The organism is Pseudomonas sp. MWU12-2020 (assembly GCF_023100605.1).
Lineage (GTDB): Bacteria > Pseudomonadota > Gammaproteobacteria > Pseudomonadales > Pseudomonadaceae > Aquipseudomonas > Aquipseudomonas fluorescens_H.
Genome location: NZ_JALMEX010000001.1, coordinates 292,090 through 308,151 on the forward strand (window position 1 = coordinate 292,090; position 16,062 = coordinate 308,151).

The 16,062-nt window shown below is 60.9% G+C and carries 14 protein-coding genes; 5 read left to right on the forward strand and 9 right to left on the reverse strand.

The features are described 5' to 3' along the window. Positions 1 to 10 precede the first annotated feature (10 nt). The gene (locus tag M0814_RS01375) at positions 11 to 313 is read right to left on the reverse strand and encodes a hypothetical protein (RefSeq protein ID WP_103486650.1); all 303 of its coding nucleotides are present in this window, start codon (positions 311 to 313) and stop codon (positions 11 to 13) included. 306 nt (positions 314 to 619) lie between these two features. Between M0814_RS01375 and M0814_RS01380 the strand changes: the two genes are divergently transcribed. Genes M0814_RS01380 through M0814_RS01390 form a run of 3 tightly spaced genes read left to right on the forward strand, consistent with a single transcriptional unit; the run spans position 620 to position 6,083 of the window. Then, complete coding sequence (locus M0814_RS01380) at positions 620 to 1,864, forward strand: exonuclease SbcCD subunit D C-terminal domain-containing protein (RefSeq protein ID WP_003225695.1); 1,245 nt, start codon at positions 620 to 622, stop codon at positions 1,862 to 1,864. Continuing rightward, positions 1,861 to 5,502: an AAA family ATPase gene (locus M0814_RS01385; RefSeq protein ID WP_103486651.1), complete on the forward strand. Its 3,642-nt coding sequence runs from the start codon at positions 1,861 to 1,863 to the stop codon at positions 5,500 to 5,502. Before M0814_RS01380 ends, M0814_RS01385 begins: the two co-directional genes overlap by 4 nt. Then, positions 5,499 to 6,083 carry a glutathione S-transferase gene (locus tag M0814_RS01390; RefSeq protein ID WP_103486652.1) on the forward strand — a complete coding sequence of 195 codons (585 nt, stop codon included), beginning with the start codon at positions 5,499 to 5,501 and terminating at the stop codon, positions 6,081 to 6,083. The genes M0814_RS01385 and M0814_RS01390 overlap by 4 nt, the downstream gene beginning before the upstream one ends. A gap of 172 nt (positions 6,084 to 6,255) precedes the next feature. Here M0814_RS01390 and M0814_RS01395 read toward each other — a convergent pair whose 3' ends face one another. The 8 genes from M0814_RS01395 to M0814_RS01430 all read right to left on the reverse strand — a co-directional run bounded on the left by M0814_RS01395 (position 6,256) and on the right by M0814_RS01430 (position 13,020). After that, on the reverse strand, positions 6,256 to 6,513 hold the full coding sequence (locus M0814_RS01395; protein WP_003225699.1) for a hypothetical protein: 258 nt from the start codon (positions 6,511 to 6,513) through the stop codon (positions 6,256 to 6,258). Continuing rightward, positions 6,510 to 6,719, reverse strand: a complete 210-nt coding sequence (locus tag M0814_RS01400) for a hypothetical protein (RefSeq protein ID WP_103486677.1) — start codon at positions 6,717 to 6,719, stop codon at positions 6,510 to 6,512. Before M0814_RS01400 ends, M0814_RS01395 begins: the two co-directional genes overlap by 4 nt. Before the next feature lie 261 nt (positions 6,720 to 6,980). Then, positions 6,981 to 7,160, reverse strand: coding sequence for a hypothetical protein (locus M0814_RS01405; RefSeq protein WP_003225702.1), 180 nt, complete (start codon positions 7,158 to 7,160; stop codon positions 6,981 to 6,983). A 157-nt stretch (positions 7,161 to 7,317) separates the two neighbouring features. After that, positions 7,318 to 8,493 carry a lactonase family protein gene (locus tag M0814_RS01410; RefSeq protein ID WP_103484460.1) on the reverse strand — a complete coding sequence of 392 codons (1,176 nt, stop codon included), beginning with the start codon at positions 8,491 to 8,493 and terminating at the stop codon, positions 7,318 to 7,320. Next, entirely contained in the window at positions 8,480 to 8,791 is a 312-nt protein-coding gene (locus M0814_RS01415) for a DUF5629 family protein (protein WP_103484459.1), read from the reverse strand. The genes M0814_RS01410 and M0814_RS01415 overlap by 14 nt, the downstream gene beginning before the upstream one ends. A gap of 179 nt (positions 8,792 to 8,970) precedes the next feature. Then, a complete protein-coding gene (locus M0814_RS01420) occupies positions 8,971 to 10,551 on the reverse strand; it encodes an aldehyde dehydrogenase (NADP(+)) (protein WP_103484458.1) in 1,581 nt (526 codons plus the stop codon). A gap of 9 nt (positions 10,552 to 10,560) precedes the next feature. Then, complete coding sequence (araD1, locus tag M0814_RS01425; protein ID WP_103484457.1) at positions 10,561 to 11,553, reverse strand: AraD1 family protein; 993 nt, start codon at positions 11,551 to 11,553, stop codon at positions 10,561 to 10,563. A 144-nt stretch (positions 11,554 to 11,697) separates the two neighbouring features. Continuing rightward, entirely contained in the window at positions 11,698 to 13,020 is a 1,323-nt protein-coding gene (locus M0814_RS01430) for an MFS transporter (protein ID WP_103484456.1), read from the reverse strand. A 194-nt stretch (positions 13,021 to 13,214) separates the two neighbouring features. Here M0814_RS01430 and M0814_RS01435 point away from each other — a divergent pair, with 194 nt between their 5' ends. Beyond that, positions 13,215 to 14,951 carry an IlvD/Edd family dehydratase gene (locus M0814_RS01435; RefSeq protein WP_103484455.1) on the forward strand — a complete coding sequence of 579 codons (1,737 nt, stop codon included), beginning with the start codon at positions 13,215 to 13,217 and terminating at the stop codon, positions 14,949 to 14,951. A gap of 223 nt (positions 14,952 to 15,174) precedes the next feature. Continuing rightward, positions 15,175 to 15,894: a FadR/GntR family transcriptional regulator gene (locus M0814_RS01440; RefSeq protein WP_045122493.1), complete on the forward strand. Its 720-nt coding sequence runs from the start codon at positions 15,175 to 15,177 to the stop codon at positions 15,892 to 15,894. The last annotated feature ends 168 nt before the right edge of the window (positions 15,895 to 16,062 follow it).

A 16,062-nucleotide genomic window follows, 5' to 3' on the forward strand; every position in this document is an offset into this window, starting at 1 on the left:
ACTTCGCGGATCAATAGTTGAATTTTGTCTTCACTTGCTCGCCGTCACGATAAGACATCACAAATGATTTCCATGGCTCGCCACGTTTCACGGCATTAGCCTTTAAATCTTTTGCCAAAAAATATATGTCGGAGACATCGAAATTGATTTCAGCGTCCGTTACCTCAACACCGTCTTTCTCTACCGTCAGTTCGGCCTCCGTAAACCCTTCACCCATCTCGATCTCGTAACGGAAGGCATCGTAGCCGTGAACAACACCCCCCTCGACCATCTGAAAAATTTTTTTGACGATTTCTAGATCATCTGTGATCACTCGATTATCTCCGGTATTTTTCGGGCTTCGTTCTCAAAAACTACAGATTTCGTTTTACCGTCAATCGTGTAGAACACTTGCAACGAATCAGGTCGAGAAGATCCCGAGATATTAGATGGCCACTATTTTGGCGTCAATTAACAGATTGAGTTGTCGATAAACGATCATGGCCAAATTGCGCGTCCATACCACCGTCCTGCTGAGCCACGGTCAGCCCTCCTGACGCAATAATCTGTAAACTCCCCCCTCTTTAGCCGCCCATCATTTCCCCCGCGGCCATCACCTATTTCTGTAGCGGAGTCCACCTTGCGTCTGTTTCACACCTCCGACTGGCACCTTGGGCAAAACCTGCACGGCCAGGAGCGCGATTTCGAGCATGCGTGCTTTCTCGAATGGCTGCTGCGCCAACTGCAACTGGCACAGCCGGATGTGCTGCTGATTGCCGGGGACATCTTTGACACGGTCAATCCGCCGGTCAAAGCCCAGGAACGCCTCTACGACTTCATCGTCAGCGCACACGAGCAGCAACCGTTGCTGACCATCGTGATGATCGCCGGCAACCACGATTCCGGCTCGCGCATCGAGCTGCCGGCGCCGTTGATGCGCCGTTTGCGCACCCATGCGCTGGGTCGGGTGTTGTGGCTGGATGACGGCCAGCTCGACGCCGAACGTCTGCTGCTGCCACTGCCGAATGCCCAAGGCGAGATCGCCGCATGGTGCCTGGCGTTGCCGTTCCTGCGTCCGGCGGAAGTGACTGGCGCGCATCTGGGCGACAATTATTTGCGTGGCATCGGTCAGGTGCATGAATGGCTGATCGAAGCGGCGAATGCCAAGCGCCAACCGGGTCAGGCGCTGGTCGCCATCAGCCATGCGCACATGGCCGGGGGCTCGGTCTCGGAAGATTCTGAGCGCAGCCTGATCATCGGCAATGCCGAAGCACTGCCGGCCAGCCTGTTCGGGCCGAGCATCAGCTACGTCGCCCTCGGCCATTTGCACAAGCCGCAGAAGGTCAACGGTGAAGAGCGCATTCGCTACAGCGGCTCGCCGATTCCGTTGTCGTTCTCGGAGATCGGTTATCAGCATCAGATTCTCGACATCATCCTCGACGGCGAAACGCTGGTCAGCGTTGAACCGAAACTGATCCCGCGCTCGGTCAACCTGCAACGCATCGGCCCGGCGCCGCTGGCGGAGATCCTGCTGCAACTGGCCGACCTGCCGAACATCGATCTGCTCGCCGAAACCCAGCGCCAGCCATGGCTGGAGGTGCGCGTGACCCTCGACGAGCCGCAGCCGGATCTGCGCCATCAAGTGGAAAACGCCCTGCAAGGCAAAGCCGTGCGCCTGGTGCGGATTGCCGCCGAATACGCCGGCAATCGCGGTGCTGACGGTGCCGAAGAAGGCAGCGCATTGATCGAACTCGATCAACTCACCCCGCAGGAACTGTTCAGTCGCGCCTGGCTCGACAATTACGGCAACGAGGTCGATGAACAGACGCTCAAGGACTTCGCCGAACTGCTGCAAGACGTGCAACTGGAGGGTGAGCAGCCATGAAGATTCTCGCCATTCGCTTGAAGAACCTCGCCTCGCTGGCCGGGCCGTTCGAGATTGATTTCACCGCCGAACCGCTGGCCAGTGCCGGGTTGTTCGCGATCACCGGGCCGACCGGCGCCGGTAAAAGTACCTTGCTCGACGCGTTATGCCTGGCGCTGTTCGGTGCGGTCCCGCGCCTGAACAACACCGGTCGCGACGCCAAGGTGCCGGACGCTGACGGTGAAATCGCCACTGGCGACCCACGCACCTTGCTGCGCCGTGGTACCGGTGAAGGTTATGCCGAGGTGGATTTTGTCGGCGTCGACGGCCGCCGTTACCGTGCACGCTGGGAAGCCAACCGCGCCCGGGAAAAGGCTGGCGGCAAGTTGCAGGCCAGCCGTCAGAGCCTGCGTGACATCGATCAGGATCAACTGCTCGCCAGTCAGAAAGGCGAGTACAAGACCCAACTCGAAGCCGCACTCGGTCTGAACTTCGAACAGTTCACCCGCGCCGTACTGCTGGCCCAGAGCGAGTTCAGTGCGTTTCTCAAGGCCGACGACAACGACCGCAGCGAACTGCTGGAAAAACTCACCGACACCGCGCTCTACACCCGCCTCGGCCGCCGCGCGTTCGACAAGACCAAAGAGGCCCGCGAAGCGCACAAGCTGCTGCAGGACCAAGCCACCGGCGTCACTCCGCTGGCGCCCGAGGCGCGGGCCGAACTGGATGAGCGTTTCAACGCTGCCCAGCAGCAATTGAAGTTGCAGCAAGCGCAGCTCAAGCAACTGGAACAACAGCACAGCTGGCTCAAGGATTTGCGCCAGTTGCAGGACGCGCAGCAAGCGGCTGCCGAACAACTGCACAGTGCGCAGCAACAGTGGGAAAGCCTGGCCGGCGAGCGCCTGAAGCTGACGCGCCTGGAACAACTCGCCCCGCAGCGCCACCAGTTCGCGCGCAAGACTGAACTCGATGCGCAACTGACGCCGCTGGCCGCACAAATTGCCGCGCACACTCGCCAGCATGGCGAACTCAATGAGCGTCAGACGCAACTGGAGCAGGCACTCGATGCGGCAAAAATCGCCCTGACCGAAGCGCAGCAGCGCAACAGCGAAAGCGCCCCGCTGCTGCGTCAGGCTTTCGAAGAGCAGAGCACCCTCGCCCGCCTCGCCAAGGACACCGCCCTCAGCGCCGACGCCCGTCAAACCGCCGAGCAGGCCTGCACGCAAGGCCAGAGCGCCATTCAAGCCTTGCAGGAAAAACAGGCTGAAGTTGCTGAACGCCTGCAGAAAATGGCCGCCGAGCTCGAACAAAGCGCTCATCTGGCACCGCTCAGCGATGCATGGAATGCCTACCGCGATCGCCTGCAACAGTTGATGCTGATCGGTAATCGACTGAACAAAGGGCAAGCCGAACTGGCGACCCTCGAACAGAATGCAAGCCAAAGCGCCGAAGCGCTGGCCACGCAAAAGCAGCAACTGGAAGTGCTGTTCAAGGAGGCCGGCGCCGAGCCGGATGCGGTCGCCGAGCAGATCGGCATCCTCGGCACTCTGTTGCAGGACAACCGCAAACAGCTGCGCGCCATCGAAGACCTGACGCGGCTGTGGGCCAGTCAGCAGGAGCTGGAAAAACGCGGCGCCGAGTTGCAACAGCGCCTGCTCGACGCACAGCAGGAACGCGAACGCCTGACCCAGGATGGGGTGAAAACCAAGGCCGAACTGACCATCGCCGAACAAACCCTCAACGTCACCCGTGAACTGCTCGAGCGCCAGCGTCTGGCGCGCAGTGCCAGTGTCGAAGAGTTGCGCGCGCAGTTGCAGGACGACCAGCCCTGCCCGGTCTGCGGCAGCAACGAGCATCCGTATCATCAGCCGGAAGCGCTGCTGCAAAGCCTCGGCCGTCACGATGAGTCCGAGCAGGCCAGCGCGCAGCGAGCGGTGGATCAGCTCAAGGAAAAACTCACCGAGCTGCGCGCCGAAGTCGGTGGCGTGATCGCCCGACAGAAAGAGCTGTTGCAACAGCAGGAGCAATTGACCGCCCAGCTTCAGGCACTGGCGCCGAGTCTGGAGGCGCATCCGCTGGCCCCTCAGTTGCTGAATCAGGATGCCGACAAGCGTGACGCCTGGCTGACCCGGCAAACCGATCAACTGAACCAGAGCATCACGCAGGACGAACAACGCCAGAGCGCCCTGCTCACCCTGCAACAGGATGCGGCGCGCCTGACCCAGCAACTGCGCAACGCCGAAACCGCGCATCAGCAAGCGGCGCAGCACCTGAGCAATCAACAGCGCGAACTGAGCAGCGACCGTCAGCGTCTCGACGAAGAGCTCACCGCGTTCGCCAGCCTGCTGCCGGCCGACACCCTCGAAGCCTTGCGCGTCGAGCCGGCGGCGACCTTCATGCAGCTGGATCGGCAGATTGCCGAGCGTTTGGCGCATGTCGAGCAGCAGAAGGAAGAATTGGCCGAACAGCAACAACGCCAGCAAACCCTGGAGAAGGAACAGGATCGCCAGCACAGCCGCGTCCAGCAATTGCAAAGCGCCGAGCAGCAGTTCAGCGCACTGGCTGAGCAGCAACAGGCCTGCCAGGCGCAACTCGCGCAACTGCTGGGCGAACACAGCAGCGCCGAACACTGGCAGCAGCAACTGGAACAGGCTGTGGAACAAGCGCGCAACGCCGAAACCAGCACGGCTGCGGAACTGCAGAACGTGCGTACGCAACGGGTGCAGATTGGCGCCGAACTCAAGGCTCAGCAAGAACGCTTGCAGGCACTGCAAAGCGAAGACAATGAGCTGACGCAGAAAATTGCCGACTGGCGCGGGCGTCATCCGGAGCTGGATGACGGTGGTCTCGAAGACTTGCTGCGCGTCGATGACACGCAGCTCAGCGAATTGCGCCAGCGCTTGCAGCACAACGAAAAAGCCATCGAACAGGCCAAAGTGCTGCTGCAGGAACGTGATCAGCGTCTGGCCGATCATCAGGCGCAGCACAACGGCAACCTCGATGCCGAACAACTCGCCAGCGCCCTCGCCGACCTGCAGAACCAGTTCAACCTCAGCGAGCAACAGTGCGCCGAACTGCGCGCCGAACAGGCCGAGGATCAGCGCCGGCAAAACGCCAATCAGGCGCTGGCGCAGCAGATTGCCGACGCCTATGCCGAGTATCAGCGCTGGGCGCGTTTGAATGCGTTGATCGGCTCGGCCACCGGCGACACCTTCCGCAAGATCGCCCAAGCCTACAACCTCGACTTGCTGGTGCATCACGCCAACGTGCAGTTGCGCCAACTGGTCAAACGCTATCGCCTGAAACGCGGCGGCAGCATGCTCGGCCTGCTGGTGATGGACACCGAGATGGGCGACGAATTGCGCTCGGTGCATTCGCTGTCCGGCGGCGAAACCTTCCTGGTGTCGCTGGCCCTTGCACTGGGCCTGGCATCGATGGCGTCGAGCACGCTGAAGATCGAATCGCTGTTCATCGACGAAGGCTTCGGCAGCCTCGATCCGGAGTCGCTGCAACTGGCCATGGATGCACTCGACGGCTTGCAGGCGCAGGGGCGCAAGGTCGCGGTGATTTCCCACGTACAGGAAATGCACGAACGGATTCCGGTGCAGATACAGGTGCAACGCCAAGGCAACGGCTTGAGCACGCTGGAGGTGAAATGAACACGCTGTATTCGTTCCGCCGCTGCCCTTACGCGATGCGCGCGCGAATGGCTCTGCGTTATTCGGGCGTACCGGTAGAGATCGTCGAAGTCAGCCTCAAGGCCAAACCGGCCGAGATGCTGGCGATCTCGCCCAAAGGCACGGTGCCGGTGCTGGATGCGGAGGGTCGAGTGATCGATGAGAGCCTGGAGATCATGCGCTGGGCGTTGGCACAGAATGATCCTGACAACTGGTTGCTTGGCGGTGATTCACGGATTGCCGAGTTGATCGAAGCCAACGATCAGGCATTCAAGCTGCATCTGAATCGCTACAAATACGCCGAGCGCTATCCCGAGCAGCCGATGGAGGTTTATCGGGCTGAGGGCGCGGTGTTTTTGCAGAGGCTGGATGGGTTGCTTGAAGGTCGGGATTATTTGCTGAGTGATCATCCGTGTCTTGCGGATATCGCGCTGCTGCCGTTCGTTCGGCAGTTTGCGCATGTGGATCGCGAGTGGTTTGCGCAAACGCCTTATGTGTGGTTGCAGGCGTGGTTGCAGGGTTTTCTTGAGTCCGAGCTGTTCACGGCGATCATGAAGAAGTAACCCCGACGCCCGCTTCACACAGCACCTGTGGCGAGGGAGCTTGCTCCCGCTCGGCTGCGCAGCAGTCGCAAAACCATTCAACACGGATCATCAGAAATAGGCGATCGCCGCATTTGGGGCTGCTTCGCAACCCAGCGGGAGCAAGCTCCCTCGCCACAGTGGTTCGTGTTGTCTAAGCGAGCGCGTTGCACATGCCGAGTGCCATGCAATCCACTTCGAAGGGGCCGAGAAAATCGGCCGAGACTTTTACCGGTGGGTTGCCGGCCATCAGCCCCAGGGTATTTGCCCGTTCGATGTTGTGCGCAATGCTGTGATTAGCCTCTATGGCCCGTGCCAGCGCACCCACCGAGCCTTGACCGAAGCCGAGTAACGCCGCGCCATTGGTCATCAGTGCCAGTCCGGCGATGACCCAGAGTCTGTAACCTTTCATGCTCCGCCCACTCCTGCGAGTTCAGCACGATCAACCAGCACGTCTGCGCGGTGTTCGAACTGGATGCCGGGGTGTGCGACCTGGATCGGCGCTTCGAAGCTGTGTTGAGTCTGCGCGGCGATGCTGACAAACAGCACCAGGGCCAGGTAAAGACCGATGGCCAGGTAGGCGCCGCGCTTGGCTGAGGTAATGATTGAACTGGCCATGATGTGCTCCGTGGGCATGTTTCAGTGCCGTCAGGATCGATCAAAAAAGCCGCGGTAACCACTCAGGGTTTCCCATAGTAACCATCAGCTTGGTTGATTATTTAGGCCTTCTATCTCGGTGTTGGAGAAAACCTATCGAGCAGAGATTTTTCGATCACGCATACGTGTAGGAGCTGCCGAAGGCTGCGATCTTTTGACGTTGAAGATCAAAAGATCGCAGCCTTCGGCAGCTCCTACAGGGAGCGGTGCCAAATCGGACGTTCAGTGTTGGGCTTTGTGATCCAGCGCGGCGTAGAAGTTGGCGCTCTGTTGCAGGTATTTCTGGGTGTAGCTCTGGGTGTGGGATTTTTTGCTGCTGACTTCAGCGTTGGCACTGGCTGGCAATGCAACGGTGGCAGAGATGGCGGAAGCGGCGATAACGGAGAAGAGATTGAAGTTCATGGCGGTAACCCTCGTGTTCGGTTGGCTTGCTTTGCCCGGTTGGGCCGTGAAGCAAACTTAACGCTCGAGGGTTGATCGCTTGAAATGCTTTGTAGCATTACCGGATATCAGCGCCATTAATACAAAGAGACAGGCCCCGCAAACCGGGGCCTGTGGCTTATTGTCGCACTAGAAACTTCAGGTCGCTCGGGGCGTCCATCGGCAGTTTTTGCACGGTTTTGCCAAGCAGACCGGTCTTGGCATCGCGCTCGACGACAACAATTTCGTTGCTCTTCTGGTTGGCGATCAGCAGGAATTTGCCACTCGGATCGAGGCTGAACTCACGCGGGTGATCACCTTCCACCGAGCGTTTTTGCAGCTCCTTGAGCTGACCGGTCGCCGGGTCGATGCTGAACACCACCAACTGATTGGCCGTGCCACGGTTGCTGACGTACAGGAATTTGCCATCCGCCGAGGCATGCAGCGCCGCACCGGCCTTGTCCGAGGTCGGTTGGCCGGCAGCCAGATCGACCATTTGCGTCTGGGTCAGCACGCCGTCGTTGTAGTCGAACACCGCCACCTGCGCGCTCATTTCCATGGTCAGCCAAGCATGTTTGCCGTCAGCACTGAACAGCAGATGACGCGGGCCGCTGCCGGCCGGCAAGGCGATCGAGGCGGTTTTCGCCGGGGTCAGCGGCAGGTCCGGGTTGGCCTTCGGGTCAAATTTGTAGATGAAGACCTTGTCCGCACCGAGGTCGTTGGAGAACACGTAGCGACCATCCGGTGAGGAAACGGTCGAGTGCACGTGGTTCGACGCCTGACGCTCGGGATTGACCCGGCTCGCCGGGTGCGCGCTCATCTGCACCACCGGTTTGAGCTTGCCATCGGCACCGACCGGCAACACCGCGAGGGTGCCACCCGGATCTTCCATCACCGAATAGTTGCTGACGAACAGGTGGCTGGCGTCGCCGCTGAGGCTTGAGTGGGTCGGTTCGTTACCCAGGCTCTGCACCTGATTGATCAGGGTCAGGGCGTGGGTCTTCGGATCAATCGAATAGCTGCTGACGCGACCGACCGGGTCTTTCTGGCCGGGGCCGTTTTCATTGACCACGAACAGCCGATGCTGGTCTTTGGACAGGGTCAGCCATGACGGGTTTTCGCTCTTCACCACTTGCAGCGGCTTGGCGGCAATCTGGCCGGTGGCGCTATCGAAATTCATTCGATAGATGCCCTGGCTGGTGCCCGCTGTGTAGGAGCCGACCAGCAATTGATAGTTCTCGGCGCTGGCACTGGAAAGGCCCATCGCACCGACGCTGCCGGCCATCAGCAGCGGCCAGAATTTACGCATCTTCATCAGTTTCATCCTCGTCATCGCTGCTGCTGAATACATCACCGAGGCAGACCAGACGGTGCTCGCCGGTGGTTTTGGTGTCGCTGGCATAGCCAATGATCAGCCAGCTCTGCAGGTCTTCATCAAACGTCGCCGCCGTAACCTGCGCCGGGGTGAACTCCCAATGCTTGGCCGTGCGGCCATCGATACATTCGATGTGCAGATTGTCGTCTTCGTCGAGGGCGAATTCGAAGGCGTGCAAACCATCGATTTCGACCATGCCGCATTGTTCGAGGGCGTTGAGAAGGGTTCGGGCAGTCATGGCAAACAGTCTTTCTTAGGGGGGAAAGGGCCAATGATAGCTCAATGTGATCCAGAGGCCTTATGGGAACCCTTGTGGGAGCGAGCCTGCTCGCGAATGCGGTGTGTCAGGCCATGAAAGGCTGACTGGAAGAATGCATTCGCGAGCAGGCTCGCTCCCACAGGGATATCGGCTGGCAGTTACAGCGCGTCGCGCGAGGGCTTGCCATCCACCAGGCGCTGAATGCGCAACGGGTTGGCATTCTTCAGTGGTTCCGGCAGCAGGCTGTCGGGGTAATTCTGGAAACACACCGGACGCAGGAAACGATCAATCGCCAGCGTCCCCACCGAAGTGCCACGGGCATCGGACGTCGCCGGATACGGCCCGCCATGCACCATCGAGTCACACACCTCGACCCCGGTCGGATAACCATTGAGCAGGATCCGCCCGACCTTCTGCTCAAGCAACGGCGTCAGCTCCGGGAAGCGCTCGAAGTCGGTCTGCTCGCCGATCATCGTCGCCGTCAGTTGGCCGTGCAGGCCCTGCAGCGCCGCGCTGAGCTCGGCCTTGTCCGCCACTTCGACGATCACCGTGGTCGGGCCAAACACTTCTTCCTGCAGCACTTCATCGCCGTTGATCAACAGGCTGACGTCGGCCTTGAACAATTGCGGCTGCGCCTGATTGCCCTGCTGCGGCTGACCCGCCAGATGCTCAATGCCGGAATGCGCCAAGAGTTTCTGCAAGCCGTTGCCGTAGCTGCCGAGGGTGCCGGCGTTGAGCATGGTCTGCGCCGGTTGATCGCCGATCAGCCCGGCCACTTGCTGGACGAAGGCGCTGAACTGCGGCGAACGAATACCGATGACCAATCCCGGATTGGTGCAGAACTGACCACAGCCCTGCACCACCGAGGCGGTCAGGTCGCGGGCGATGGACTCCGAACGCTCAGCCAAGGCTTGCGGCAGAACGATCACCGGGTTGATGCTCGACATCTCGGCGAACACCGGGATCGGTTGCGGCCGCGCCGCCGCCATGTCGCACAGGGCCCGACCGCCCTTCAGCGAACCGGTGAAACCGACGGCCTGAATCGCCGGATGCTTGACCAGCCACTCGCCCACACCGCCGCCGTAAATCATGTTGAACACACCGATGGGCATCGCAGTTTTTTCGGCGGCACGAATCAGCGCATCGGCGACAAGTTCAGCAGTTGCCATGTGTCCGCTGTGGGCCTTGAACACCACCGGGCAACCGGCGGCCAGCGCGGCAGCGGTGTCGCCACCCGCAGTGGAGAACGCCAGCGGAAAGTTGCTCGCACCGAACACCGCAACCGGGCCGAGGCCGATGCGGTACTGGCGCAGATCGGGACGCGGCAACGGCTGGCGATCCGGCAGTGGCAGATCGATTCGCGCACCGTAGAAATCACCGCGCCGCAAGACCTTGGCGAACAGGCGCATCTGGCCGCTGGTACGCCCGCGCTCACCCTGAATGCGGCCGGCGGGCAACGCGGTTTCGCGACAGACCACGGCCACGAAATCATCACCCAACGCATCCAGCTCATCGGCAATCGCGTCGAGAAATTGCGCGCGGCGTTCGGCGCTGAGGCTGCGATAGGCCGGGTACGCTGCTGCGGCGGCTTTGGCGGCGGCATCGACTTCGGTTTCAGTCGCCTGAATGAAATCGTATGGCAGCTGTTCGCCGGTAGTCGCGTCGACGCTGTGCAGTTTCACGTTACCTGCGGCACTGCGCTGCCCGCCGATGTAGTTGTGACCGAGAATCTGAGTCATGGGAGCTCCTTAAAGGGTGCCGATGCTGTCCGGTTGAAAAGCCGCTTCTGCCGGCGCGATGCCGTTGACCAGTGGTGCGCCGAATTCGGCCTGGCTGATTTCAAACCGGTCGCCGGGTTGGGTGCGGATGCCATCGGCGAACGACAGGGTCGCGGTGCCGAAAAAGTGGATGTGCACGTCGCCGGGACGCAGGAACTGGCGGTATTTGAAATGGTGGTATTCGAGGTTGGCGAGGCTGTGGCACATGTTGGCTTCGCCGCTGAGGAATTCGTTCTGCCACAGCACTTCACCGTCACGCAGGATGCGGCTGGTGCCGGCCAGATGCTGCGGCAGTTCGCCGGTGCGCAGTTCCGGGCCGTAGCTGCAACTGCGCAGTTTCGAATGCGCCAGGTACAGGTAGTTCTTGCGCTCCATGATGTGGTCGGAGAACTCGTTGCCCACCGCGAAACCGAGGCGCCAAGGTTTGCCGTCGTGACCAATGACGTAGAGCCCGGCCATTTCCGGTTCCTCGCCGGCATCCTCGGCAAACGGCGGCAACGGGAAGGCCTCGCCCGGACGCACGACGATGCTGCCGTCGCCCTTGTAAAACCATTCCGGTTGCACGCCCGCCTGCCCCGCCGCCGGTTTGCCGCCCTCCACGCCCCATTTGAAGATGCGCATGGTGTCGGTCATTTGCGCTTCGTCGCCGGCCTGCTGGTGCATCTTGTCCCGCGCCGAGGCGCTGCCCAGGTGCGTCAGGCCGGTGCCGCTGACCAGCAGGTGCGCAGGATCGGGATGGTCCAGCGGTGGCAGGATGCGCCGGTCTTTGAGCAACTGCGCATAGTCATGACTGATGCCCAGGCCGAGGGTCTGAACTTGCTGTTCAAGGGTATTGCCGGCCTCGATCGCGGCCAGGGCCAGATCGCGCACAGTGCGGGCGTCCTGCACTTCGCGGATCAGACCGTTGTCGACCACGCCGACGCGGCGCTCGCCGTTAATCAATTCGAATTGAACCAGATGCATATTCTTCTCCTATTCCCTCAAAAACACCGCTGATTCCTGTGGGAGCGAGCTTGCTCGCGAAGGCGGTGTAACAGTCACGACAAATGTTGAATGTGCCGACCTCTTCGCGAGCAAGCTCGCTCCCACAAGGTCGGTGTCGGCCAGTCAGGTTCTTGTGGCACCGCGTGCGCTGGCGGCAAATTGCTCGGCCGGCAGCACGTGTTTGCGCTCGAGCACGCGGTAGACGATGCCCGTGAGGATCAATCCGAACACCATCACGCCCGACAGGAAATACAACCCCGAAGCCAGATTCCCGGTGTACTCCTTCAACGCCCCGATCACGAACGGCCCGATATAGCCGCCGAGGTTGCCCACCGAGTTGATCAGGGCGATCCCCGCCGCTGCACTCGCGCCGGCAAAGAACCGCCCCGGCAAGGTCCAGAACACCGCCGTGCAGGAAAACAGCGCGAACGCCACCAGGCACAGCGCCGCCAATTGCGCCACCGGCAGGGTCAGCCACGCGCTGAAGAACAGGCCCAGCGCGCCCAGCACATAGAGCACCGCAAGGTGGCCGTAGCGATCATTCATGCGGTCGGAACTGCGCGGCACGATCAGCAGACCGACGATGCCGAAGATGTACGGCACCGCCGAGACAAAACCGGTCACCAGATCGCTGCCGCCGAACTGTTTGATCAGCGTCGGCAGCCACAGGCCGAGGCCATAAATGCTCAGGGTCACCGGCAGGTAAAACAGCGCCAGCAGCAACACGCGTTTGTCTTTGAGCGCATGCAACGGGTTGCCGTGACGGGTCTGGCCGTATTCCTGAAGATCTTTTTTCAGTTCGCCGGTCAGCCAGTCTTTCTCGGCCTGATCCATCCACTTCACGTTCTGCGGGCCGTCGGGCAGCCAGCGCAAGACCGGCCAGGTCAGGAGGATCGCCGGGGTGCCGATGACGATGAACAGCCACTGCCAGCCGTGCAGACCGAGGATGCCGTCCATGCCCAGCAGGCCGCCGGATACCGGGCCGGTGATCATCATCGCGATTGGTTGAGAGAGGATGAACAGGCCGAGGATCTTGCCGCGATGGCGCACCGGGAACCATTGGGTGATGTAGTAGAGAACGCCGGGGAAGAACCCCGCCTCCGCCGCGCCGAGCAGAAAGCGCATCACGTAGAAACTATGCGGACCCTGGACGAAGGCCATGCCGATGGTGATTGCGCCCCAGGTGATCATGATCCGCGCAAACCAGCGCCGCGCACCGAAGCGTTCGAGCATCAGGTTGCTGGGGATTTCGAGAAGAAAGTAGCCAATGAAAAACAGCCCGGCACCGAGGCCATAGGCCGCGTCACCGATGCCGATGTCGGCGCCCATGTGCAGCTTGGCGAAGCCGACGGCGGAGCGATCCACATAGGCGATCAGGTACAGCAGGATCAGGAAGGGAATCAGTTTCAGCGTGATGCGCCGGACAAGCCGCAGTTCCTGGCTCATGGGATCGGTCTCCGATTGTTGTTTTTATAGAACCTCGGGGGACGCCTCTCGCGGAAAACCGCCAGGGCCAATCCCTCCACCGAAAACAACTATATAGTAATACTAATTACCCAACAACACTTCCAAAGCGGCGATTTTGCGCTTATGTTTAGCCATGGCTCGCAAACAATAGTCTTACAATAAGAGAACCGATCATGTCTGAGAAGAAACCCACCCTGCGCTCGGCCCAATGGTTTGGCACGGCCGACAAGAACGGCTTCATGTACCGCAGCTGGATGAAGAATCAGGGCATCGCCGACCATCAGTTTCATGGCAAGCCGATCATCGGCATCTGCAACACCTGGTCGGAACTGACCCCGTGCAACGCGCATTTCCGCCAGATTGCGGAGCACGTCAAACGCGGGGTGATCGAGGCTGGCGGCTTTCCGGTGGAATTCCCGGTGTTCTCCAATGGCGAGTCGAACCTGCGCCCGACCGCCATGCTCACTCGCAACCTGGCGAGCATGGACGTCGAAGAAGCGATTCGCGGCAACCCGATTGACGGTGTGGTGCTGCTGACCGGTTGCGACAAGACCACTCCGGCGCTGCTGATGGGCGCGGCCAGTTGCGATGTGCCGGCGATCGTCGTCACCGGCGGGCCGATGCTCAACGGCAAGCACAAGGGCAAGGACATCGGCTCCGGCACGGTGGTCTGGCAGCTCAGCGAACAGGTCAAGGCCGGCACTATCACCATCGACGATTTCCTCGCGGCCGAGGGCGGCATGTCACGCTCGGCGGGTACCTGCAACACCATGGGCACCGCGTCGACCATGGCTTGCATGGCCGAAGCACTGGGCACGTCGTTGCCGCACAACGCGGCGATTCCGGCAGTCGATGCGCGGCGTTATGTGTTGGCGCACATGTCCGGCATGCGCGCGGTGGAGATGGTGCGCGAAGACTTGCGACTGTCGAAGATTCTGACCAAAGAAGCCTTTGAAAACGCCATTCGGGTCAACGCGGCTATTGGCGGCTCGACCAACGCAGTGATTCACCTGAAAGCCATCGCCGGTCGCATCGGCGTCGAACTGGATCTGGACGACTGGACGCGCATCGGGCGCGGCATGCCGACCATTGTCGACCTGCAACCGTCCGGGCGTTTCCTGATGGAAGAGTTTTACTACGCCGGGGGCTTGCCGGCGGTGCTGCGGCGTCTCGGCGAGGCCAATCTGATTCCCAATCCCGACGCGCTGACCGTCAACGGCAAGACCTTGGGCGAGAACACCCAGGACGCGCCGATCTACGGCGAAGACCAAGTGATCCGCACCCTCGACAATCCGATCCGCGCTGACGGTGGTATCTGCGTGCTGCGCGGCAACCTGGCGCCGCTCGGTGCGGTGCTCAAGCCGTCCGCCGCTACGCCTGAGCTGATGCAGCATCGTGGCCGTGCGGTGGTGTTCGAGAACTTCGACATGTACAAGGCGCGGATCAATGATCCGGAACTGGATGTCGATAAAGATTCGATTCTGGTGATGAAGAACTGCGGGCCAAAGGGTTATCCGGGCATGGCCGAGGTCGGCAACATGGGCTTGCCGGCCAAACTGCTGGCGCAGGGTGTGACCGATATGGTGCGCATTTCTGATGCGCGAATGAGCGGCACCGCGTACGGCACGGTGGTGTTGCACGTCGCCCCGGAAGCGGCGGCCGGCGGGCCGTTGGCGGTGGTGCAGGAAGGCGACTGGATCGAGCTGGATTGCGCCAGCGGGCGTTTGCATCTGGACATTCCGGATGCCGAACTGGCGGCGCGCATGGCGGATCTGCAACCACCGCAGCAGCTGTTGGTCGGCGGCTATCGTCAGTTGTACATCGACCATGTGCTGCAGGCGGATCAGGGTTGTGACTTTGATTTCCTGGTTGGTTGCCGAGGTGCTGAAGTCCCCCGCCACTCCCATTAACAGCAAAAGATCGCAGCCTGCGGCAGCTCCTACCTTGGAATGCATTCCCACTGTGGGAGCGGGCTTGCTCGCGAAGAGGGAGTGTCAGTGCCATATTTTTGGCTGACACTCCGCTTTCGCGAGCAAGCCCGCTCCCACATTTGGCTACTGTGTCTGCCTCAATACAGTGTCGTGCCTGCTATGATGCGCGGCATCTCCATCGCTCAGGATCGCGCCGTTCCCCATGGATTACCGCAAACCTTCCGACCGCAAAAGCATGCACTCGCGCATTGTCCAGGAACTGGGCATGCAGATCGTCTCCGGACGTTTTTTGCCCGACGACAAACTGCCCGCCGAAGCGCTGTTGTGCGAGGAATACGCGGTCAGCCGCCCGGTGTTGCGTGAAGCCACGCGAGTGCTGGTGGCCAAGGGACTGGTGTACTCCAAACCGCGTGTCGGCACGGTGGTCAAGGCCCGACGTGAATGGCACATGCTCGATCCGGACGTACTGCACTGGCTGATGCAAAGCAGCCCGCAGAATGAATTCTTCAATGTACTGACCAGCGTGCGCAGCATCATCGAACCGGCCGCCGCCGCCCTCGCCGCCCAGCATGCGACCGAGGCCGACATCGCCGCCATCGGCGAAGCCTATCAGCGCATGGAAGCCGCACCGACCCCGGAAGCCTTGCTGCAACCGGACCTCGACTTTCACAGCCGCATCGCCGACGCGACCCACAACGATCTGTTGGCGAACCTGTGCAACATGTTGTCGGTGGCGATTGCCGAAGCGTTGAAGCATTCCAACCAGCGGCCGAATTTGCATGAGCTGGCGCTGCCACGGCACAAGGCGATTCTTACGGCGATCGAGAACCGTGATGCGCTTGGCGCCCGCCACGCGACGCTGGTGCAGCTGGATGATGCGCGTAGTGCTCTCAGTGTCGTGCTCGGCACAGAACTCACCTGACACACCCAAAATCTCCTGCGGGAGCGGGCTTGCTCGCGAATGCGGAGTGTCAGCAAAGCATGTTATGACTGGCACACCGCTTTCGCGAGTAAGCCCGCTCCCACATTTTGAATGGTGTGATGTTCACTGGATAAAAAAAGCCGCAACCCTCGGGTTGCGGCTTTGTTG